At 71.5% G+C, this 21578-nt stretch carries 19 protein-coding genes; 16 read left to right on the top strand and 3 right to left on the bottom strand.

Features of this window, described 5'->3' with window-relative positions; genetic code table 11:
• The first annotated feature begins 37 nt into the window (after positions 1 to 37).
• The 8 genes from N8I87_RS07270 (at position 38) to N8I87_RS07235 (ending at position 8970) form a co-directional block, all read left to right on the top strand.
• On the top strand, positions 38 to 1153 hold the full coding sequence (locus N8I87_RS07270) for a quinone-dependent dihydroorotate dehydrogenase (protein ID WP_263206590.1): 1116 nt from the start codon (positions 38 to 40) through the stop codon (positions 1151 to 1153).
• Entirely contained in the window at positions 1150 to 1995 is an 846-nt protein-coding gene (gene pyrF, locus N8I87_RS07265) for an orotidine-5'-phosphate decarboxylase (RefSeq protein ID WP_263206588.1), read from the top strand. The genes N8I87_RS07270 and pyrF overlap by 4 nt, the downstream gene beginning before the upstream one ends.
• 332 nt (positions 1996 to 2327) lie before the next feature.
• Positions 2328 to 2651: an integration host factor gene (locus N8I87_RS07260; RefSeq protein WP_003977346.1), complete on the top strand. Its 324-nt coding sequence runs from the start codon at positions 2328 to 2330 to the stop codon at positions 2649 to 2651.
• A 60-nt stretch (positions 2652 to 2711) separates the two neighbouring features.
• Positions 2712 to 3269 carry a guanylate kinase gene (gmk, locus tag N8I87_RS07255; protein ID WP_263206576.1) on the top strand — a complete coding sequence of 186 codons (558 nt, stop codon included), beginning with the start codon at positions 2712 to 2714 and terminating at the stop codon, positions 3267 to 3269.
• 38 nt (positions 3270 to 3307) lie between these two features.
• On the top strand, positions 3308 to 3580 hold the full coding sequence (gene rpoZ, locus N8I87_RS07250) for a DNA-directed RNA polymerase subunit omega (protein WP_003982715.1): 273 nt from the start codon (positions 3308 to 3310) through the stop codon (positions 3578 to 3580).
• Positions 3581 to 3739: 159 nt separating this feature from the next.
• Complete coding sequence (coaBC, locus tag N8I87_RS07245; protein WP_263206564.1) at positions 3740 to 4942, top strand: bifunctional phosphopantothenoylcysteine decarboxylase/phosphopantothenate--cysteine ligase CoaBC; 1203 nt, start codon at positions 3740 to 3742, stop codon at positions 4940 to 4942.
• A gap of 238 nt (positions 4943 to 5180) precedes the next feature.
• Complete coding sequence (metK, locus tag N8I87_RS07240) at positions 5181 to 6389, top strand: methionine adenosyltransferase (RefSeq protein ID WP_263206563.1); 1209 nt, start codon at positions 5181 to 5183, stop codon at positions 6387 to 6389.
• Positions 6390 to 6816: 427 nt separating this feature from the next.
• Positions 6817 to 8970 (top strand): primosomal protein N', encoded by a 2154-nt coding sequence (locus tag N8I87_RS07235; protein WP_263206561.1) that lies wholly within the window; start codon positions 6817 to 6819, stop codon positions 8968 to 8970.
• A gap of 378 nt (positions 8971 to 9348) precedes the next feature.
• Here the strand turns inward: N8I87_RS07235 and N8I87_RS07230 are convergent, their stop codons facing one another.
• Complete coding sequence (locus N8I87_RS07230; RefSeq protein ID WP_263206560.1) at positions 9349 to 9891, bottom strand: hypothetical protein; 543 nt, start codon at positions 9889 to 9891, stop codon at positions 9349 to 9351.
• A 284-nt stretch (positions 9892 to 10175) separates the two neighbouring features.
• On the opposite strand from N8I87_RS07230, the gene fmt reads away from it, so the two are divergent.
• Both fmt and N8I87_RS07220 read left to right on the top strand, forming a co-directional pair.
• Positions 10176 to 11108, top strand: coding sequence for a methionyl-tRNA formyltransferase (fmt, locus tag N8I87_RS07225; protein WP_263206558.1), 933 nt, complete (start codon positions 10176 to 10178; stop codon positions 11106 to 11108).
• Positions 11109 to 11247: 139 nt separating this feature from the next.
• Positions 11248 to 12675, top strand: coding sequence for an RsmB/NOP family class I SAM-dependent RNA methyltransferase (locus N8I87_RS07220; RefSeq protein WP_263206556.1), 1428 nt, complete (start codon positions 11248 to 11250; stop codon positions 12673 to 12675).
• Here N8I87_RS07220 and N8I87_RS07215 read toward each other — a convergent pair.
• Positions 12656 to 14776, bottom strand: coding sequence for an MMPL family transporter (locus N8I87_RS07215; protein ID WP_411577366.1), 2121 nt, complete (start codon positions 14774 to 14776; stop codon positions 12656 to 12658). The genes N8I87_RS07220 and N8I87_RS07215 overlap by 20 nt on opposite strands.
• Positions 14777 to 14980: 204 nt before the next feature.
• Here N8I87_RS07215 and rpe point away from each other — a divergent pair, with 204 nt between their 5' ends.
• The 6 genes from rpe (at position 14981) to N8I87_RS07185 (ending at position 21101) form a co-directional block, all read left to right on the top strand.
• A complete protein-coding gene (gene rpe / locus N8I87_RS07210) occupies positions 14981 to 15667 on the top strand; it encodes a ribulose-phosphate 3-epimerase (RefSeq protein ID WP_263206553.1) in 687 nt (228 codons plus the stop codon).
• 90 nt (positions 15668 to 15757) lie between these two features.
• Positions 15758 to 16801 (top strand): sugar-binding transcriptional regulator, encoded by a 1044-nt coding sequence (locus N8I87_RS07205; RefSeq protein ID WP_263206551.1) that lies wholly within the window; start codon positions 15758 to 15760, stop codon positions 16799 to 16801.
• Between the two features lie 118 nt (positions 16802 to 16919).
• Positions 16920 to 17228, top strand: a complete 309-nt coding sequence (locus N8I87_RS07200) for a barstar family protein (RefSeq protein ID WP_263206549.1) — start codon at positions 16920 to 16922, stop codon at positions 17226 to 17228.
• A 158-nt stretch (positions 17229 to 17386) separates the two neighbouring features.
• The gene (locus N8I87_RS07195) at positions 17387 to 18829 is read left to right on the top strand and encodes a GuaB1 family IMP dehydrogenase-related protein (RefSeq protein ID WP_263206547.1); all 1443 of its coding nucleotides are present in this window, start codon (positions 17387 to 17389) and stop codon (positions 18827 to 18829) included.
• A 342-nt stretch (positions 18830 to 19171) separates the two neighbouring features.
• Positions 19172 to 20638 (top strand): amino acid permease, encoded by a 1467-nt coding sequence (locus tag N8I87_RS07190; protein WP_263206545.1) that lies wholly within the window; start codon positions 19172 to 19174, stop codon positions 20636 to 20638.
• Between the two features lie 10 nt (positions 20639 to 20648).
• The gene (locus N8I87_RS07185; protein WP_263206543.1) at positions 20649 to 21101 is read left to right on the top strand and encodes an Lrp/AsnC family transcriptional regulator; all 453 of its coding nucleotides are present in this window, start codon (positions 20649 to 20651) and stop codon (positions 21099 to 21101) included.
• 6 nt (positions 21102 to 21107) lie between these two features.
• Here N8I87_RS07185 and N8I87_RS07180 read toward each other — a convergent pair whose 3' ends face one another.
• Positions 21108 to 21569 (bottom strand): hypothetical protein, encoded by a 462-nt coding sequence (locus tag N8I87_RS07180; protein WP_263206541.1) that lies wholly within the window; start codon positions 21567 to 21569, stop codon positions 21108 to 21110.
• Between the last annotated feature and the right edge of the window lie 9 nt (positions 21570 to 21578).

Raw genomic sequence — 21578 nt, 5'->3', positions numbered from 1 at the left:
GGAAACGGTGTCCCCCTCTTTGTGAGGACTCAGAGACATGTACAAGTTCTACTTCCGTCTGGTTTTCAAACGGATGGACCCCGAGCAGGCGCACCACCTGGCCTTCCGCTGGATCCGCCTCGCCGTCCGCGTCCCGGTGCTGCGCACCTTCCTCGCGGCCGCCCTCGCGCCCCGCTACAAGGAGCTGCGGACGGAGGCGCTCGGACTGCGGATGCACGGCCCCTTCGGCCTCGCCGCCGGCTTCGACAAGAACGCCGTCGCGATCGACGGGATGGCGATGCTGGGCTTCGACCACGTCGAGATCGGTACGGTGACGGGCGAGCGGCAGCCCGGAAACCCCGGGAAGCGGCTGTTCCGCCTCGTTGCGGACCGTGCGTTGATCAACCGTATGGGCTTCAACAACGACGGCTCCCTCGCCGTCGCCGCCCGCCTCGCGACCCGTGAGCCGGTCTTCAAGACCGTCGTCGGTGTGAACATCGGCAAGACCAAGGTCGTCCCGGAGGCGGAGGCCGTGGGCGACTACGTGAAGTCGGCCGAGCGGCTCGCGCCGTACGCCGACTACCTGGTGGTCAACGTCTCCTCGCCGAACACGCCCGGGCTGCGCAACCTCCAGGCGACCGAGGCGCTGCGCCCGCTGCTGACCGCCGTGCGCGAGGCCGCCGACCGCACGGTGTCCCACCGCCGGGTCCCGCTGCTGGTGAAGATCGCGCCGGACCTCGCGGACGAGGACGTCGACGCCGTGGCCGACCTGGCCGTCGAGCTCGGCCTGGACGGGATCATCGCCACGAACACCACCATCGCGCGCGAGGGGCTCGGCCTGAAGTCGGACCCCTCCCTCGTCAAGGAGACCGGCGGGCTGTCCGGCGCCCCGCTCAAGGCGCGCTCCCTGGAGGTACTGCGCCGGCTGTACGCGCGCGTGGGAGACCGGATCACCCTGGTGGGCGTGGGCGGCATCGAGAACGCCGAGGACGCCTGGCAGCGGATCCTGGCGGGCGCCACGCTGGTCCAGGGCTACAGCGCCTTCATCTACGAGGGGCCCTTCTGGGGCCGCGCCATCCACAAGGGGCTCGCCGCCCGGCTCCGTACGAGCCCGTACGCGACCCTCGCCGACGCGGTCGGCGCCGATGTCAGGAAGGCAGGAAAGACGGTATGACCGCCCTGGAACCCTTCGGCGCACGCCTGCGCCACGCCATGGACGAGCGCGGCCCGCTGTGCGTCGGCATCGACCCGCACGCGTCGCTGCTCACCCAGTGGGGACTGAACGACGACATCGCCGGCCTGGAGCGGTTCAGCCGTACGGTCGTCGAGGCGATGGCCGACCGGGTCGCCGTCCTCAAGCCGCAGAGCGCGTTCTTCGAGCGCTTCGGCTCGCGGGGCCTGGCCGTCCTGGAGAAGACTGTCGAGGAGGCACGCGCGGCCGGTGCGCTGATCGTCATGGACGCCAAGCGCGGCGACATCGGCTCGACCATGGCCGCCTACGCCGAGGCCTTCCTGCACAAGGACGCCCCGCTGTTCTCCGACGCCCTGACCGTCTCGCCGTACCTCGGCTACGGCTCGCTGAGCCCGGCGATCGCGCTGGCGCGGGAGAGCGGCGCGGGTCTGTTCGTGCTGGCGCTGACCTCCAACCCGGAGGGCGGCGAGGTGCAGCACGCGGTCCGGGCCGGCGGGCGGAACATCGGGGCGACGATGCTGGCCCACCTGGCGGCCGAGAACGCGGGGGAGGAGCCCCTGGGCTCCTTCGGGGCGGTCGTGGGCGCCACGCTCGGCGACCTGTCGTCGTACGACCTCGACATCAACGGTCCGCTCCTCGCCCCCGGCATCGGCGCCCAGGGGGCGACCCCGGCCGATCTTCCCGGGGTCTTCGGGGCGGCGGTGCGCAATGTCGTGCCGAACGTCAGCCGGGGTGTTCTGCGTCACGGTCCCGAGGTCGGAGCGCTGCGCTCGGCCGCGGAGCGCTTCGCGGAGGAGATCAGGGCGGCCGTGACGGCCGTCTGAGTCCTCGGATGAGTCTCCGTCGGGGCTCGCGTGTGTGTCCGAAGGGTGTTCCGGTGAGGGGCGCCTGGACGTCTTGAGTCTGAATACATCCTCAAATCCGGGGCAATATGTCTGAAATATCCGACCTGACGGAGGCTGACCAGGACTTTTCCGCTGTTCTCGCTGACTCTGGCGGTCTCGACCGCTAGTCTCCGAGCAGTGGGGACACCCCCACACCCATTAGGTAGTGGGGGAGAACGGGCGAGCGTGTTGCTCGTGGCTCCCCAGGTGTGGGGCGACTAGGTTCCTCACCGGTCCGTATCCGACAGTTCGACATCCGAGGTGACGTAGGCGTGGCTCTTCCGCCCCTTACCCCTGAACAGCGCGCAGCCGCGCTCGAAAAGGCCGCCGCGGCTCGCCGGGAGCGGGCCGAGGTCAAGAATCGACTCAAGCACTCCGGCGCCTCTCTTCACGAGGTCATCAAGCAGGGCCAGGAGAACGACGTCATCGGCAAGATGAAGGTCTCCGCCCTGCTCGAGTCCCTGCCGGGCGTGGGCAAGGTCCGCGCCAAGCAGATCATGGAGCGACTCGGTATCTCCGAGAGCCGCCGCGTGCGTGGCCTCGGGTCCAACCAGATCGCCTCCCTGGAGCGCGAGTTCGGCAGCACCGGTTCCTGAGTGCTGGGCAGTCCGGGACTGGCGTCCCGGGCCACCCGGGATTGCTGGAATAATCGCTGCATGAGTGAACGTCCGCGGCTGACCGTGCTCTCCGGCCCCTCCGGGGTCGGCAAGAGCACGGTCGTCGCCCATATGCGCAAGGAACACCCCGAGGTCTGGCTCTCGGTGTCGGCGACCACCCGTCAGCCCCGCCCCGGCGAGAAGCACGGTGTCCACTACTTCTTCGTCACCGACGAGGAGATGGACAAGCTGATCGCCAACAGCGAGCTGCTGGAGTGGGCCGAATTCGCCGGCAACCGCTACGGCACGCCGCGTGCGGCCGTGCTGGAGCACCTGGAGGCCGGTGTGCCGGTCCTCCTGGAGATCGACCTCCAGGGCGCCCGGCAGGTCCGTGACTCCATGCCGGAGGCCCAGCTGGTGTTCCTGGCTCCTCCCTCCTGGGAGGAGCTCGTGCGCAGGCTCACGGGCCGGGGCACCGAGCCGCCCGAGGTGATCGAGCGCCGCCTGGAGGCGGCCAAGATCGAGCTGGCGGCCGAGCCGGAGTTCGACGTGACCTTGGTCAACACCTCCGTCGAGGACGTGGCGCGCGAGCTGCTAGCCTTGATGGACGTTGTGTGATCGTGTCTGATCTTTTCCCATCTTTCGGAAGGTAGAGCGTGTCCTCTTCCATCACCGCGCCCGAGGGCATCATCAACCCGCCGATCGACGAGCTCCTCGAGGCCACCGACTCGAAGTACAGCCTCGTGATCTATGCGGCCAAGCGGGCCCGCCAGATCAACGCGTACTACTCGCAGCTCGGCGAGGGCCTCCTCGAGTACGTCGGTCCGCTGGTCGACACCCACGTCCACGAGAAGCCGCTCTCGATCGCCCTGCGGGAGATCAACGCCGGTCTGCTGACGTCCGAGGCCGTCGAGGGCCCGGCGCAGTAGTACTTTCAGATTGCGGTTGGCTTTATCCACAGGCCCGGCAGCGCGACTGCCGGGCCTGTGGTGTGCTCGGGGGTGCGGGGATCGATCCCCGCCGTGAGGCAGCATTGAGCCGTACGTTGTCGAGATCGAGTCGTACGTCGTCGAGTTCGGGGAGCCACGGTGGACAAGCCAAGGGTCGTTCTGGGGGTCAGCGGCGGCATCGCCGCGTACAAGGCCTGTGAACTGCTGCGGAGGCTGACGGAGTCCGGTCACGACGTCCGCGTGGTCCCGACCGCCTCCGCGCTGCACTTCGTCGGTGAGGCCACCTGGTCCGCCCTGTCCGGCAACCCCGTCTCCACCGAGGTCTGGGACGGCGTCCACGAGGTCCCGCACGTCCGCATCGGCCAGCACGCCGACCTGGTGGTGGTCGCCCCCGCCACGGCCGACATGCTCGCCAAGGCCGCCCACGGCCTCGCCGACGACCTCCTCACCAACACGCTCCTCACCGCCCGCTGTCCGGTCGTCTTCGCCCCGGCCATGCACACCGAGATGTGGGAGCACCCGGCCACCCGGGAGAACGTGGCGACGCTGCGCCGCCGCGGCGCCGTCGTGATCGAGCCGGCGGTCGGCCGCCTCACCGGCGTCGACACCGGCAAGGGCCGGCTGCCCGACCCCACCGAGATATTCGAGGTCTGCCGCCGGGTGCTGGCCCGGGGCGTCACCGAGCCGGATCTGAAGGGCCGGCACGTCGTAGTCACCGCCGGCGGCACCCGTGAGCCCCTCGACCCGGTCCGCTTCCTCGGCAACCGCTCCTCCGGCAAGCAGGGCTACGCCCTTGCCCGTACGGCCGCCGCGCGGGGCGCCCGGGTGACGCTGATCGCGGCGAACACCGGCCTGCCGGACCCGGCCGGCGTGGACGTCGTCCCGGTCGGCACGGCCGTGCAGCTGCGCGAGGCGGTGCTGAAGGCGGCCGCGGACGCCGACGCGGTGGTGATGGCCGCCGCCGTCGCGGACTTCCGGCCCGCGAACTACGCCTCGGGGAAGATCAAGAAGAAGGACGGCCAGGACCCGGAGCCGGTCGTCCTGGTGCGGAATCCGGACATCCTCGCGGAGATCTCAGCCGACCGGGCGCGCCCCGGACAGGTGATCGTCGGTTTCGCCGCCGAGACGGACGACGTCCTCGCCAACGGCCGGGCGAAGCTGGCACGCAAGGGATGCGACCTCCTCGTGGTGAACGAGGTGGGGGAGCGCAAGACCTTCGGTGCCGAGGAGAACGAGGCCGTTGTGCTGGGCACGGACGGCAGTGAGACGCCCGTACCGCACGGCCCGAAGGAGGCCCTGGCCGACATCGTCTGGGACCTGGTGGGGCCCCGTCTGGCCTGAATTGTTTCGGCCACGCGACGGTGCTTTCCCCCATGACATTGTCGCGTGGCGCCACTGGCCAATGCCGCACGGCATTGGGCAGAATGCGCGTGCCGCAGGTCACAGCGCTCCCGAGAGGCGAGACGGGTGGGCCGGTGGCGGAGCACGACCGATAAGCTGTTCTCGGACGACGCCGGGCGCAGCCCCCGTGTCGTCCACCAATGATCAGCCAGCAGCCGCTGCAACCCCAGGGAGCGTTGTGTCCCGTCGACTGTTCACCTCGGAGTCCGTGACCGAGGGTCACCCTGACAAGATCGCTGACCAGATCAGCGACGCCATTCTCGACGCGCTTCTGCGCGAGGACCCGACCTCCCGGGTCGCCGTGGAGACACTGATCACCACGGGCCTGGTGCACGTGGCCGGTGAGGTCACGACCAAGACGTACGCGGACATCGCGACGCTGGTCCGCAACACGATCCTGGAGATCGGCTACGACTCCTCAAAGAAGGGCTTCGACGGCGCCTCCTGCGGTGTGTCGGTGTCGATCGGCGCGCAGTCCCCGGACATCGCCCAGGGTGTGGACACGGCGTACGAGACCCGGGTCGAGGGTGACGACGACGAGCTCGACAAGCAGGGTGCGGGCGACCAGGGCCTGATGTTCGGCTACGCGTCCGACGAGACGCCGACGCTGATGCCGCTCCCGATCTTCCTGGCGCACCGGCTGTCCAAGCGTCTGTCGGACGTCCGCAAGAACGGCACGATCCCCTACCTGCGCCCGGACGGCAAGACGCAGGTCACCATCGAGTACGACGGTGACAAGGCCGTCCGCCTCGACACCGTGGTCGTCTCCTCGCAGCACGCGAGCGACATCGACCTGGAGTCGCTGCTCGCCCCCGACATCCGTGAGTTCGTCGTCGAGCCGGAGCTCAAGGCGCTGCTCGACGAGGGCATCAAGCTGGACACCGAGGGCTACCGCCTGCTGGTCAACCCGACCGGCCGCTTCGAGATCGGCGGCCCGATGGGTGACGCTGGCCTGACCGGCCGCAAGATCATCATCGACACGTACGGCGGCATGGCCCGCCACGGCGGCGGCGCCTTCTCCGGCAAGGACCCGTCCAAGGTGGACCGCTCGGCGGCGTACGCGATGCGCTGGGTCGCCAAGAACGTCGTCGCCGCGGGCCTGGCCTCCCGCTGCGAGGTCCAGGTCGCCTACGCGATCGGCAAGGCCGAGCCGGTCGGTCTGTTCGTCGAGACCTTCGGCACCCACAAGGTCGAGCCCGAGAAGATCGAGAAGGCGATCGACGAGGTCTTCGACCTCCGTCCGGCCGCCATCATCCGCGACCTCGACCTGCTCCGCCCGATCTACGCCCAGACCGCGGCCTACGGCCACTTCGGCCGCGAGCTCCCCGACTTCACCTGGGAGCGCACGGACCGCGTGGACGCCCTGCGCAAGGCCGCGGGGCTGTAGGTCCCGACTGCCGCTTTCCCGTCGAGGCCCGGCTTCCCTTCGGGGGCCGGGCCTCGGCGTTTCACCACCCGACCGATTCACCGGCCGGGTAAATGGCTCGCGGGCGCCTGCGTCGCGCCCGTACGGTGGTGATCTCCCGGTGCGATGACCGCGGTTACTTCGGTGGAGTGCGCTTCGCGCGTGCGGTGAAACTGGCTTTGCACAGACCGCTGTCGACCGGATCTCGGGAGATCGACGCCGCCCGGTGCGAGGGGCACGGGTACTTCGAACTTCCGGAATGATTTCCACGCGGGTTCGAATCCCGCTGCCGGTCCTGGACCGGTATGGCCGAGTGGCCCAAGGCAGAAGTCAGCGCCTGACGGCGGCCGTGGCCGGGCTGATCTCGGGCGGGCTTCGGTTGTCAGTGGCTTTTGGTAAGAATGCAAGCGTGAGCAGCGAGAACGGGCAGGGGGGCGGCGGGGCCGAAGGGGCGCCGCCGGAGCAGCTCGCGCTCATCCGGGAGAGCGTGCGGGGCGCCAAGGTGCCGCGGGCCAAGCCCCGGACCTGGCGGGGGGCCGCGCTCGCCAAGGAGCTGCCCGTCGCACGGGTGCTGGTCGACAAGGGCGTGCTCCACCTCGACCGGTACTTCGACTACGCCGTGCCCGAGGAACTGGACGCCGAGGCCCAGCCCGGAGTGCGCGTGCGCGTGCGGTTCGGGGCCGGTCGGCACCGCGTGCGGGAAGGGCGCCGCGAGGGCGGCGGGCTCATCGACGGGTTCCTCGTGGAGCGGCGGGCCGAGTCCGACTACTCCGGGCCGCTGGCCGCGCTCGCCCAGGTGGTGTCCCCCGAACCCGTGCTGAGCGCGGAGCTCCTCGGCCTGGCCAGGGCCGTCGCCGACCGGTATGCGGGCAGCCTCGCCGATGTGCTGCAACTGGCCGTGCCGCCGCGCAGCGCGCGAGCCGAGCAGCGCCCCTCGCCCCCGCCACTGCCCCCACCGGCGGCGCCCGACGCCGGGTCCTGGTCCCGGTACGAGCACGGGCCGGCCTTCGTCGAGTCGCTGGCCTCGGGGGGTGCGCCCCGTGCCGTGTGGAACGCGCTGCCCGGACCGGAGTGGAGTGAGGAGCTCGCGCGGGCCGTCGCGGCGACGCTCGCCTCGGGACGCGGCGCGCTCGTCGTCGTACCCGACGGACGGGCCGCCGCCCGGGTCGACGCGGCGCTGACCGCGCTGCTCGGCGAGGGACGCCACGCGCTGCTCACCGCCGACGCCGGGCCCGAGAAGCGGTACGCGCAGTGGCTCGCCGTGCGCCGTGGTTCCGTACGGGCCGTCGTCGGCACGCGGGCCGCCATGTTCGCGCCCGTGCGGGACCTCGGACTGGTCGCCATCTGGGACGACGGGGACGACAGTCACAGCGAGCAGCACGCGCCGCAGCCGCACGCCCGGGATGTGCTCCTGCTGCGCGCGGCCCTGGACGGGTGCGGCTTCCTGCTGGGCGGCTGGAGCTGCACCGTGGAGGCCGCGCAGCTCGTGGAGAACGGCTGGGCACGCCCCCTGATCGCGGGCCGGGAGCAGGTGCGGCGGACCGCGCCCCTCGTGCGGACCGTGGGGGACGGCGACCTCGCCCGGGACGAGGCCGCCCGTGCCGCCCGGCTGCCGACGCTCGCCTGGCAGACGGTCCGGGAGGGACTGGGGCACGGGCCGGTCCTCGTACAGGTGCCCCGGCGGGGGTACGTGCCGCGCATGGCCTGTGCCCAGTGCCGGGCGCCCGCGCGGTGCCGGCACTGCTCCGGGCCGTTGGAGGCGCAGGACGCGGGGGCGCTGCGGTGCGGGTGGTGCGGGCGCGAGGAGGGCGCCTGGCACTGTCCGGAGTGCGGCGGCTTCCGGCTGCGGGCCCAGGTCGTGGGGGCGCGGCGGACCGCCGAGGAACTGGGGCGGGTCTTTCCCGCCGTACCGGTGCGCACCTCGGGGCGGGAGCACGTGCTGGACACGGTGCCGGGGACTCCCGCGCTGGTCGTGAGCACACCCGGGGCCGAACCCGTCGCCGAGGGCGGCTATGCGGCGGCCCTGCTGCTGGACGGCTGGGCCATGCTGGGCCGTCCCGACCTGCGGGCCGAGGAGGACGCGCTGCGCCGCTGGATCGGTGCCTGTGCGCTCGTACGGCCGCAGGGGGAGCGGGGCACCGTGGTGGTCGTCGCCGAGCCGACGCTACGACCGGTGCAGGCGCTGGTGCGCTGGGACCCCGTCGGACACGCGGTGCGGGAGCTGTCCGAGCGGGCCGAGCTGGGGTTTCCACCGGTGTCCCGGATGGCCGCGGTGTCGGGCACGGCGGAGGCCGTCGCGGAGTTTCTTCAGATGGTCGAACTGCCGTCGGACGCGGAGGTGTTGGGCCCCGTGCCGATGCCGGTCACCCTCCCAGGGCGACCGCGGCGCACCGGGGCGCCACCGCCCGGGGAGCACTGGGAGCGGGCACTCGTGCGGGTGCCGCCGGGAAGCGGGGCGGCACTGGCGTCCGCGCTGAAGTCGGCGCAGGCCGCACGGATGGTGCGGGGGAGCGGGAGCGGGGAGGCCGTACGGGTACGGATCGATCCGCCGGACATCGGGTGAGGCGTGCGGAGGTTGGGTCGGGCGCGGATGTCGCGTGAGGCCCGCGGACACCGGGTGAGGCATGCCGAGGTGGGGTCCTGCGGATGTCGGATGAGTCCGGCGGAGGTCGGGTCTGGCCCACGCACATCGGGTGAGGCACGCCGGGGTCGGGTCCCTGGACATCGGCTGAGGCCCGCGGAGGTCAGGAGCGGCCCGTGGCCATCGGATGGGACCCGCGCAGGTCGGGTGAGGCGCCGAGGTCGGGTCGGGCCCCGGGCATCGGGTGAGCCCTCGGTGATGGGGTGGGCCCCGGTGCGCGGCTGCCCTCCCGGATGTCTGCCGGGAGGGCGGGGTGAGGAAGCGTCCCGGTGCCTGCCGGGAGGGTGGCGTGAGGGGGCGTCAGCCGTTGCGTGGGCTGGGGAAGGCTGTTGACCTGGCCTCGTCGCGGAGCGTGGGGCTGCCTGCGGTGGGCTGGGTCGGCATGGAGCGGGCCGCGGGGACCGTGGGGACCGCGGGGAGGCCGGTGTTGACATTGAGCGTGCGGGTACCCGACGGCTCCGCGGTGCGCTCGGCCTCGGCGGCCGCCTGGGCCGCGGCGCGCCGGGCGCCGTAACGGCGGTGCACCGCCTGCTTGGTGACGCCGAGTGCGGAGCCCACCGCGTCCCACGAGAAGCCGAGCGAGCGGTCGAAGTCCACGGCGGCCGTGACCAGGGTCTCGACGCTGTCCCGGAGTTCCTGCGCGAGACGCACGGTCGGGGCGGGGGCGCGTCCGTAGACGACGAAGCCCGTGGAGGGGCCGGAGCGGCGCGGGCGGTAGACGTTGCCCAACTGGGCGGTGAGCGTGCGCAGTGCGTCCACCTGGCGGCGGACCCGCTCGATGTCCCGCACCAGCAAGTGCAGGCTGGCCCGGGCCTGGGCGTCGTGGGTTGCGTGGTCGGCCATGAACAAGCCTCTCGAACCGGCGTTGAAAGGAATTGGGCCGCCGAATGCGGCCCTTTGTGGTCAACTCTTTCTTGACCAACGCGTTTGCGCTCCGCTGGTCACGGTGTGGGGGCGTACGGGCATATGCGTACGCCGGTCTGCCCACCCGTGCACCACCTGTCCCCGGTCCGGTGAAAACCGGCGTATGCCGTGGACGTCGCTCGCCGTCGGCGGACTCGCGTGTGTGGTCATAGACTTGGGGGCTGCCCGCCAGTCGCCACCGCCCGAGAGGCCCGAACCCTTCCATGAAGCTCGTCTTCGCCGGTACCCCCGAGGTCGCCGTTCCCGCTCTGGACGCTCTCATCGCCTCCGGGCGGCACGAGGTGGCCGCCGTCGTCACGCGGCCCGACGCGCCGGCCGGGCGCGGGCGCAGGCTGGTCGCGTCACCCGTGGCCGAGCGGGCGGAGGAGGCCGGGATCGAGGTGCTGAAGCCGCTCAAGCCGCGGGACCCCGAGTTCCTGGAGCGGCTGGCGCAGATCGCCCCGGACTGCTGCCCCGTGGTCGCCTACGGCGCCCTGCTGCCCCGTGTCGCCCTCGACGTCCCCGCCCACGGCTGGGTCAATCTGCACTTCTCGCTGCTGCCCGCCTGGCGCGGGGCGGCGCCCGTGCAGCACTCCATCATGGCGGGGGACGAGATCACGGGTGCCTCCACCTTCCTCATCGAGGAAGGGCTGGACTCGGGGCCGGTGTACGGGACCGTCACCGAGGAGATCCGGCCCAGCGACACCAGCGGCGACCTGCTCACCCGGCTCGCCTTCGCCGGCGCCGGGCTGCTCGCCGCGACCATGGACGGCATCGAGGACGGCTCGCTCAAGGCCGTGCCGCAGCCGGCCGACGGCATCACCCTGGCGCCGAAGATCACCGTCGAGGACGCCCGGATCGACTGGACCGTCCCGGCCCTGCGCGTCGACCGGGTGGTGCGCGGCTGCACCCCGGCCCCCGGCGCCTGGACCACCTTCCGCGGCGAACGGCTCAAGCTCGTCCAGGCCACGCCCGTACCGGAGCGGACCGACCTGCTCCCGGGGCAGCTGGCCGTTGGCAAGAACAGCGTGCACGTGGGCACCGGGTCCTACGCCGTCGAGCTGCTGTGGGTGCAGGCCCAGGGCAAGAAGCCGATGCGGGCGGCGGACTGGGCGCGAGGGGTGCGGATCGCCGTGGGCGAGACGCTGGACGGCTGAAGCACAGCCCCGCCATGCCCCGTCCCGACCCGTCCGGCGTTTCGCGTCGGCGGATTCCCGGCGTACGCGGCGGAACCGTGCAGGCCCCCGAGACGTACGCTGGGATCTGCACCCATCCCACATCCGGAGCACCTTTTTCGTGAGTGAGCAGTCCCGGCGGCCCCGCAGGCCCGCCAAGCCCTACCGCCGTCCCCAGAAGGACCCGGTCCGCATCCTCGCGTTCGAGGCCCTGCGCGCCGTGGACGAGCGGGACGCGTACGCCAACCTCGTCCTGCCCCCGCTGCTGCGGAAGGCGCGGGAGAAGGAGGGCCCCGACCAGTTCGACGGCCGGGACGCCGCCCTCGCCACCGAGCTGGTGTACGGGACGCTGCGCAGGCAGGGCACGTACGACGCGGTGATCGCCGCCTGCGTCGACCGGCCGCTGCGGGAGGTCGACCCGCCGGTGCTCGACGTGCTCAGCCTCGGGGTGCATCAGCTGCTCGGCACCCGCATCCCGACGCACGCCGCCGTGTCATCCTCCGTCGAGCTCGCGCGCGTCGTCCTCGGCGACGGGCGGGCCAAGTTCGTCAACGCCGTGCTCCGCAAGGTCGCGCAGCACGACCTCGACGGGTGGCTGGAGCGGGTCGCGCCGCCCTACGACGAGGACCCCGAGGACCATCTCGCCGTCGTGCACTCGCACCCTCGCTGGGTCGTCTCCGCGCTGTGGGACTCGCTCGGCGGCGGGCGCGCCGGGATCGAGGACCTGCTGGAGGCCGACAACGAGCGGCCCGAGGTGACCCTCGTCGCCCGGCCCGGGCGGGCCACGGCCGAGGAGTTGCTCCGTGAGGAGGCCGCCGTGCCGGGGCGCTGGTCGCCGTACGCCGTGCGGCTCGCCGAGGGCGGGGAGCCAGGCGCCGTCGAGGCCGTTCGGGAGGGCCGGGCCGGTGTGCAGGACGAGGGCAGCCAGCTGGTCGCCCTCGCACTCGCCAACGCGCCGCTGGAGGGCCCGGACGAGAAGTGGCTCGACGGCTGCGCGGGGCCCGGCGGCAAGGCCGCGCTGCTGGCCGCGCTCGCCGCCGAACGCGGAGCCGCGCTGCTCGCCTCCGAGAAGCAGCCGCACCGCGCCGGCCTGGTCGCGAAGGCACTGGCCTACAACCCGGGGCCGTACCAGGTCATCGCCGCCGACGGGACCCGGCCGCCGTGGCGGCCCGGCACCTTCGACCGGGTGCTGATGGACGTGCCGTGCACCGGTCTCGGCGCCCTGCGCAGACGGCCCGAGGCCAGGTGGCGGCGCCGCCCGGGGGACCTGGACAACTTCGCGCCGCTGCAGCGCGCCCTGCTGCGCACCGCGCTCGACTCGGTGCGCGTCGGCGGGGTCGTCGGCTACGCCACCTGCTCGCCGCACCTCGCCGAGACCCGTGCCGTGGTCCAGGACCTGCTCAAGCAGCGCCCGGACACCGAACTCGTCGACGCCCGCCCGCTACTGCCCGGCGTACCGGCCCTCGGGGAGGGCCCCGACGTACAGCTGTGGCCGCATCTGCACGGCACCGACGCCATGTATCTGGCGCTCATCCGCCGGACCGGCTGACCTCTGACTCGCGCACGACCCGGGTCGTACCGTCCTCGCGTGCGAGCCGGTTCGGCCACCACACCTTCCGGCCGGCGTCCAGGAACAGTGCTGTGACCAGGACCGACCGTACGACGAAGGTGTCCAGCAGGACGCCGAGGGCGACGGCGAAGCCGATCTCCGCGAAGGCCACCATGGGCAGGGTGCCGAGCGCGGCGAACGTCCCGGCCAGGACCAGGCCCGCGGACGTGATGACCGCGCCGGTCGCCGCCAGACCCGTCACCACTCCGGGACGGGTGCCCTGGCGGGTGGCCTCCTCGCGGATGCGGGTGGTCAGGAAGATGTTGTAGTCGATGCCCAGGGCCACCAGGAACACGAAGACGAACAGCGGGAAGTCCGTCTGCTCGCCCGCGTAGTCGAAGACGTGCCGGAAGGCGAGGGCGCTGGCGCCGAGGGCCGCCGCGAAGGACAGCACCACCGTGCCGATCAGCAGCAGCGGGGCCACCAGGGACCGCAGCAGCGCGCCCAGGATCAGCAGCACGACCAGCAGGACCGCCGGGATGATCAGTACGTTGTCGTGCGTGGTCGCCCGCTCCATGTCCAGCAGGGCCGCGGTGCCGCCGCCCACCTGGGCGTTGGCGCCGGGCAGCGCGTGGACGGCGTCGCGCACACGCTCGACGGTGTGCTTGGCCGCCGCGCTGTCGGACGGGTCGGTCAGGGTCGCCTCGAACAGGACCTTGCCGTTGTACGAGGGTTTCGTCCCGGGCGGCACGGTGACGCTGTCCGGCGCGACACCGCGCGTACCGGCGACCGCCTGCCGCACCTGGTCGCCCCGCACCCGGTCCGCGACGACCACCAGCGGGTCGCCGCTGCCCGCGGGGAAGTACCGCTGTGACACCTTCTGCCCGGTGATCGAGTCGGGAGTGCCGGTGAAGGCGTCCGCGTTGCCGATGCCGTCGGCGCGGAGCTGGAGGAGGCCCAGCGAGAGGACGGCCAGCGCCAGGGCGGTGGCGCCCCAGACGACCCGCGGCCGGTGACTGATGCCGTGGCCCATACGGGCCCAGACGCCCCGCTCGGTCGGGTCGGACGAGCCGAAGTGCGGGACCACCGGCCAGAAGATCCAGCGGCCGAAGACCAGGAGCAGGGCCGGAAAGAGCGTGAGCATGGCCAGCAGCGCGACCGCCACGCCGAGTGCGGCGACCGGGCCCAGGCCGCGGGTGGAGTTCATCTCGGCGGCCAGCAGCACCAGCATGCTCAGCACCACGGTGGCGCCCGAGGCGAGCACGGCGGGGCCCGCGCGGTGCAGAGCCAGCGCCATCGCCTCGTGCCGGTCCTCGTGGCGGCGCAGCTCCTCCCGGTAGCGGGCGACGAGGAGCAGCGCGTAGTCGGTCCCGGCTCCGAAGACCAGCACGGTGAGGATGCCCGCGCTCTGGCCGTTGACGGTCAGGCCCGCGTGCCGGGCCAGGAGATAGATCAGCGCCTGCGCGGTGAACAGGGCGACGACCACCGCGACGAGGGGCACGAAGAGCAGGACCGGGCTGCGGTAGGTCAGCAGCAGCATCACGATCACGACGCCCATCGCCGAGAGCAGCAGTGTGGAGTCGATGCCCTCGAAGGCCTTGGAGAAGTCGGCGGAGGTGCCGCCCGGCCCGGTGATGTGGACCGCGAGCCCGCCGCTGCCCCTGCCCACCTGGTCGCGCAGGGTGTCGACGGCCGGGGCGAGCTCGGCCCAGCCCTTGGCGTCCATCGTGATGGGCACGTAGATCTGGGCGGCTTTGGGAGTGGAAGGACTGTCATAGACGGGTCCGCGTGTCTCGGCGCCGCGGATGCCGTGCGCGGTCAGCCCCTTGATCTCCTGGACGTCTCGCGCGATCTGCTGCTTGTCCCGCGCCGTGAGTCCGCCGTCGCGGGCGTACACGACGACCGCCGGTATCTGCTCGGGCCGGAAGTGGTCGGAGATGTCGAGCACCTGGGTGGACTCCGCGGACCCGGGCAGCCAGGAGGCGGCGTCGTTGTCCTGGGCGTCCGTGAGCTTCTGGGCGAGCGGTCCCGCGAGCACGAGCGCCAGCAGCCAGAGGGCCACTATCAGCCACTTGCTGCGACGTCCGGTCAGGAACTTGATGAGCCCCTGGCGTACATGGCGCCCATGGTCGTCCGATCGCGCGTCCTTCACGGTGCCCCCCGTAGCCGCATGTGAAGCCGGTGGGCCGCCCAGCATGGCACGGCCCCGTCCGAAGGGCACCTGATTTGCAGAATGGTATATACCATCGTGATCCAGCCAGGGACCGAGGCGAACATCCGTGCCCGGACATGGCAGGCTTGGGTCATGGCCGTGCAGATCAACCCCAGCATCCTGTCCGCCGATTTCGCCCGCCTCGCGGAGGAGACGAAGGCGGCGCAGGGAGCCGACTGGCTCCACGTCGACGTGATGGACAACCATTTCGTCCCGAACCTCACGCTCGGCGTGCCGGTCGTAGAGTCCCTGGCACGAGCGACGGACACGCCGCTGGACTGCCATCTGATGATCGAGGACGCCGATCGGTGGGCGCCCCAGTACGTCGAAGCGGGTGCCTCGTCCGTCACCTTCCACGTCGAGGCGGCCGCCGCCCCGGTGCGGCTGGCCCGCGAGATCCGTGCCAAGGGCGCGCGTGCCTCCATGGCGCTCAAGCCCGCGACGCCCATCGAGCCGTACGAGGACCTGCTCCCCGAGCTCGACATGCTGCTGATCATGACGGTCGAGCCGGGCTTCGGTGGTCAGGCGTTCCTGGACATCATGCTGCCGAAGATCCGCCGCACGCGTCAGCTGATCGAGAAGCACGGTCTCGAGCTCTGGCTGCAGGTCGACGGAGGCGTCTCCGCGGCCACGATCGAGCGGTGCGCGGACGCGGGCGCCGATGTCTTTGTCGCCGGTTCGGCGGTGTACGGGGCGAAGGACCCGGCAGATGCGGTACGTGCACTGCGCGCCCAGGCGGAGACGGCCACCGCCAAGGCGTCCTGGGCATGCGACCACTGAGCCACAACGACGTGAACAGCTAAGGGAACGGCGCCCATCAGGGCGGATCAGTCGCGCCGGATCTGCAAGGATGAACGGCGAATCCAGAGTGTGAACAGCAGTGAGGAGATCGCCGTGTCGGGTATGTCGGCGGGCCGGTCAGCCATGCGGATGGGACCCGCCGAGCTGGTGCAGGCGGCGGCCATGGCCCGCCGCTTCTACCTCGAGGGCAAGTCCAAGATCCAGATCGCGGAGGAGTTCGGCGTCAGCCGCTTCAAAGTGGCCCGGGTTCTGGAGACTGCCCTCGAACGGGATCTCGTACGCATCGAGATCCGCGTGCCGGCCGAGCTGGACGCCGAGCGCTCCGACGCGCTCCGCGCCCGCTACGGCCTCAGGCACGCCGTCGTGGTCGAATCCCCGGCCGAGGCCGAGGAGACCCCCGACCCCGAGAACCTCGGCGAGGTGGCGGCCGACCTGCTCGGCGAGCTCGTCAACGAGGGGGACGTCCTCGGACTGGCCTGGGGCCGGTCCACCATCCACATGGCGGCGGCACTCGACCGGCTGCCGCCGTGCACGGTGGTGCAGCTGACGGGCGTGTACGACGCCGGGACCGCCGAGCGCGGCTCCGTCGAGGCCGTCCGCCGCGCCGCCCAGGTGTCCGGCGGCGACGCGCACCCCATCTACGCGCCGATGCTGCTGCCGGACGCGGCCACCGCGGCCGCGCTGCGCCACCAGACCGGGATCGCCCGGGCCTTCGAGTACTTCGACAAGGTCACGGTCGCCTGTGTCTCCATCGGCTCCTGGGAGCCGGGCATCTCGACGGTGCACGACATGCTCAGCGACGAGGAGCGGGCGCACTATGCCTCGCTCGGTGTCGCCGCCGAGATGTCCGCACACCTCTTCGACGCCGAGGGCCGACGCGTCGGCCGGGACCTGGGGGAGCGGTGCATCACGGTCAAGGCCGACCAGCTCCGCCGTATCCCCGAGGTCGTGGCGATCGCCGGCGGCCAGCGCAAGGCGTCCGCGATCGACGCGGTGCTGCGGTCGGGTCTGGTCACCAGCCTGGTGACGGACACGTCGGCCGCGGACTACCTGATGACCGCGGGCCCCACGCCGAAGCCCGCCCTGAACCGGGCGGACCCGGACGGCGCCTGAGGGCGGCCCGCGGCAGGTCTCGAGGGGACGGCCGTGACAGCAACGACAGCGTGCTGCCGCGGTTCGTCCCCCGCGTGCTTTCCCATGATCATGACGACACGTTCAGGACGGTGCTGAGATGACGAGCCGGCGGGTGGTGACGCTGGACCTCGGCGGGGTGGCCGACAAGGCCGCGTTCATGGACCGCTTCGCGCAGGCCCTCGCCCTGCCCGACTGGTTCGGCCGCAACTGGGACGCGCTCGCCGACAGCCTCGGCGACCCCTCGTTCTGGCCGCCGGACGCGGCCGAGAACGGGCTGCTCCTCGTCGTCGGCGGCTGGCTGGAGTACGCGGCGGCCCGACCCGACGAGTGGGCCGTGGCCCTGGAGGTGTTCACCGAGGCGTCCGGCCGTGACCCCCTCCTGACCGTGGCCCTCGCGCTGGGCTGACCGGAGCCGGTTCGGCGGATCCTCCGAACGCCCTTTGACCTGCCTGGATGATTCGACCGGGCATCGCATTCCGGCCGTCATGGGACAATGAAGTACGTGCTTCTCCCCCGGGCTGACCTGTCCGGGGGTCACCTCTGATCGACTGGGATGTGCGGCACGTGCGTTTCCTCAATGACATCCAGCCCGCGTACGACCTGACGTACGACGACGTGTTCATGGTGCCGAGCCGCTCCGCGGTCGGCTCGCGTCAGGGCGTGGACCTCAGCTCCCCGGACGGCACGGGCACCACGATCCCGCTGGTCGTCGCCAATATGACCGCGATCGCGGGGCGCCGGATGGCGGAGACCGTGGCCCGGCGCGGCGGCCTGGTGGTGATCCCGCAGGACATCCCGATCGACGTCGTCACCGACGTCGTCTCCTGGGTGAAGAGCCGCCATCTGGTCCTCGACACGCCGATCGTGCTGGCCCCGCACCAGACCGTCGCCGACGCGCTGGGCCTGCTGTCCAAGCGCGCGCACAACGCCGGCGTGGTCGTCGACGAGGACGGCCGCCCGATCGGTGTCGTCACCGACCGGGACCTGACCGGCGTCGACCGCTTCACGCAGCTCACCGAGATCATGTCGACGGACCTGCTCCTGCTCGACGCCGACATCGCGCCGCGCGAGGCCTTCAACGTCCTCGACGGGCACAACCGCCGCTACGCCCCGGCCGTGGACAAGGACGGCAGGCTCGCCGGCATCCTCACCCGCAAGGGCGCCCTGCGCGCCACGCTCTACACCCCGGCCACCGACGCGAACGGCAAGCTGCGCATCGCCGCCGCCGTCGGCATCAACGGCGATGTGGCGGGCAAGGCCAAGCAGCTGCTCGACGCGGGCGTCGACACGCTCGTCATCGACACCGCGCACGGCCACCAGGAGTCGATGATCAGCGCTGTCAAGCTGGTGCGCGACCTCGACCCGCGGGTGCCGATCGCGGCGGGCAACATCGTCTCCGCCGAGGGCGTCAAGGACCTGATCGACGCCGGCGCGGACATCATCAAGGTCGGTGTAGGCCCCGGCGCCATGTGCACCACCCGGATGATGACCGGTGTCGGCCGGCCGCAGTTCTCCGCGGTCCTGGAGTGCGCCGCCGAGGCGAAGAAGTACGGCAAGCACGTCTGGGCCGACGGCGGTGTCCGGCATCCGCGCGATGTCGCGATGGCGCTCGCGGCCGGGGCGTCCAACGTGATGGTCGGCTCGTGGTTCGCGGGCACCTTCGAGTCGCCGGGCGACCTGCAGCAGGACGCCGACGGCCGCCTGTACAAGGAGTCGTACGGCATGGCGTCCGCGCGCGCGGTGCGCAACCGCACGTCGGAGGAGTCGTCCTACGACCGCGCCCGCAAGGCGCTGTTCGAGGAGGGCATCTCCACCTCCCGGATGTTCCTCGACCCGGTCCGTCCGGGTGTCGAGGACCTGATCGACTCGATCATCGCGGGCGTCCGCTCCTCCTGCACCTACGCCGGCGCGGCCTCCCTGGAGGAGTTCGCCGAGAAGGCCATCGTCGGCATCCAGAGCGCGGCGGGCTACGCCGAGGGCAAGCCGCTGCACGCCAGCTGGAACTGAGCCGAGACCCGTTTCCCACGCGGCCCCCGTCCTCCCGGCACCCGGGTGGACGGGGGCCGTCGGCGTGTGTGGTGAACAGGCTTCCGAGGCCTTCGTGAACAGGCTCCCGGGGCCTTGACGCAACGCTCGACAGCCGTGGCGCAACAAATGGACACGCTCCCGGGATGAACGCAATGATCTTGCAGGTATGCGCAAGGTTGCTGCATTACGCCCGTAAAGGTCTGGCTCATAGGGTGCTGCGCTGTACGTGGTGCGGCGGGGACCCCGCTCGGTGGGTTCCTGGCCTCGCCAGAACGCCTCCGGTCCCCGCCGCCCTCAGTGGCAGCGATAAGGAGCCAGCGCGTGCTCGATCAAGGCGCACCCCCGCACAACCGCAGAGAGACCACATCGGCGCCCTCGGGTGTCGCCGCGGGCCTCATGCGTCGCAAGCCCGTGGAAAGCCTGGTGGCGGAGGGCGGCCAGGGCGAGGGAGGCACGCTCCGGCGCTCCCTCGGCCTGTGGCAGCTGACGATGATCAGCATCGGTGCCACACTCGGCACCGGCATCTTCGTCGTCCTCGGTGACGCCGTTCCGGAGGCCGGTCCCGCGGTCACTCTGGCCTTTGTCATCGCCGGTCTCACGGCTCTCTTCTCGGCCCTGTCGTACGCCGAACTGGCGGGCAGCATCCCGGTCGCCGGCTCCTCCTACTCGTATGCGTACGCAACGATGGGTGAGCTGGTCGCCTGGGTTTGCGGCTGGTGCCTCGTGCTCGAGTACGGCGTGTCGGTGGCCGCGGTCGCCGTCGGCTGGGGCGAGTACCTGAACGAGCTGCTCGACGGCACCATCGGCGTCACCATCCCGACCGCCCTGTCCTCGGCGCCCGGCGAGGGCGGCATCATCAACCTGCCCGCCCTGATCGTCGTCCTGCTGGCGATGGTGTTCCTGCTCGGTGGCGCACGTGAGTCCGCCCGAGCCAACACGATCATGGTGTGCGTGAAGATCGCCGCCCTGGTGCTGTTCTGCTCGATCGGTTTCATGGGCTTCAAGTCCGGCAACTACGCCGACTTCATGCCGCTAGGCATGGCCGGGGTCAGCGCCGCTGGTGCCACGCTGTTCTTCTCGTACATCGGCTTCGACGCCGCCTCCACCGCCGGTGAGGAGGCGAAGAACCCCAAGCGGGACCTGCCGCGGGCGATCATGCTGTCGCTGATCATCGTGACCGCGCTGTACGTGCTCGTCGCGGCCGTCGCCGTCGGCGCCTGGAACTGGAAGAAGTTCGACGGCTCGGAGGCCACCCTCGCCGCGATCATGAACGATGTCAGCGGCCAGACCTTCTGGGGCACGCTGCTCGCCCTGGGCGCGGTCATCTCCATTGCGAGCGTGGTGCTCACCGTGCTCTACGGCCAGACCCGCATCCTCTTTGCGATGTCCCGCGACGGCCTGGTGCCCAAGGCGCTCGGCAAGGTCCACCCGAAGACCGGCGCGCCCCGCCTCAACACGGTGATCGTGTCCCTGTTCTGCGGTGTGCTCGCCGCGCTCATCCCGCTGGGCAAGCTCGTCGACGCCACCAGCATCGGCACGCTGTTCGCCTTCGGCCTGGTCAACATCGCGGTCGTCATCCTGCGGTACCGGCGGCCGGAGCTGGAGCGCACGTTCAAGGTGCCGTTCGGGCCGGTCCTGCCGGTGCTGGGCTTCCTGTTCTGCGCGTACAACATGTTCAGCCTCGACACCGTCACCTGGGTCGTCTTCGGGTGCTGGATGGCCGCCGGACTCGTGTTCTACTTCCTGTACGGCTACCGCCGTTCCCGACTCGCAACACCTGAGAGCTGATCGACCCACTGTGCTGAACGATCTCGACGAACGCATCGTGCACGCCCTCGCCGAGGACGCCCGCCGCTCCTACGCGGACATCGGGCAGTTGGTCGGCCTGTCCGCGCCCGCCGTGAAGCGGCGCGTGGACCGGCTGCGGGCCACCGGAGCCATCACCGGCTTCACCGTACGGGTCGACCCGGCGGCGCTCGGCTGGGAGACCGAGGGGTACGTCGAGATCTACTGCCGGCGCAACACCTCGCCGGAGACCATCCAGCGGGGCCTGGAGCGCTACCAGGAGGTTGTGGCCGCCTCCACCGTCACCGGTGAGGCGGACGCGATCGCCCAGGTCTTCGCCTCCGACATGCGCCACTTCGAGCGCGTGCTGGAGCGGATCGCCGGGGAGCCGTTCGTGGAACGAACCAAGTCCGTCCTGGTGCTCTCACCGCTGCTGCGGAGGTTCTCCTCGGGGTCGCCCACCTGATCCGGGCTACGGGTAGCGGCGGCCGACCGAGGTGAGGAGGCGGCGTACCGCGAGGGCGTGGCCTCCGGTGTCGATGACGGCGAAGCGGTAGAGGGTGCCGAGGGGGCCGGGGAAACGGGCCCGGGTTTCGGCACGTAGCAGGGTGTGGCCGGGGCCCGCCGCGTCGAGGTGGAAGATCAGGGCGTAGGTCGAGAAGTGGTGGCGTCCGGCGAGGACCAGTTCGCGGCCCGGGTGCGCGGAGACCACCCGGAATCCGGCGAACACCGTGCCCTCGGCCGGTGGGCGGCGCGGTCCTGACAGCGCCTGGTCGGCGGCGCCGACCAGGCGTGCGTAGGCGGTGGCGCGCGGGCGCGTGAACGAGTGGTCCAGGACATCGCCGAGACCGCGCCAGACGGCGTCCGGCCGCGCCGGGACGAGGGCCGTGTGCTCGTCGACGAACGGCAGTGCGGCGATCGCGGCGGGCTTCATACGGGCTCC

The sequence above is a fragment of the Streptomyces sp. HUAS 15-9 genome (assembly GCF_025642155.1).
Taxonomy (GTDB): domain Bacteria; phylum Actinomycetota; class Actinomycetes; order Streptomycetales; family Streptomycetaceae; genus Streptomyces.
This window is presented reverse-complemented; position numbering and strand designations above follow the sequence as displayed.

Coding starts and splice junctions, on each gene's coding strand:
- N8I87_RS07270 (WP_263206590.1), top strand. CDS start 38: ATGTACAAGTTCTACTTCCGTCTGGTTTTCAAACGGATGGACCCCGAG.
- pyrF (WP_263206588.1), top strand. CDS start 1,150: ATGACCGCCCTGGAACCCTTCGGCGCACGCCTGCGCCACGCCATGGAC.
- gmk (WP_263206576.1), top strand. CDS start 2,712: ATGAGTGAACGTCCGCGGCTGACCGTGCTCTCCGGCCCCTCCGGGGTC.
- N8I87_RS07230 (WP_263206560.1), bottom strand. CDS start 9,891: ATGGCCGACCACGCAACCCACGACGCCCAGGCCCGGGCCAGCCTGCAC.
- fmt (WP_263206558.1), top strand. CDS start 10,176: ATGAAGCTCGTCTTCGCCGGTACCCCCGAGGTCGCCGTTCCCGCTCTG.
- rpe (WP_263206553.1), top strand. CDS start 14,981: ATGGCCGTGCAGATCAACCCCAGCATCCTGTCCGCCGATTTCGCCCGC.
- N8I87_RS07200 (WP_263206549.1), top strand. CDS start 16,920: ATGACGAGCCGGCGGGTGGTGACGCTGGACCTCGGCGGGGTGGCCGAC.
- N8I87_RS07180 (WP_263206541.1), bottom strand. CDS start 21,569: ATGAAGCCCGCCGCGATCGCCGCACTGCCGTTCGTCGACGAGCACACG.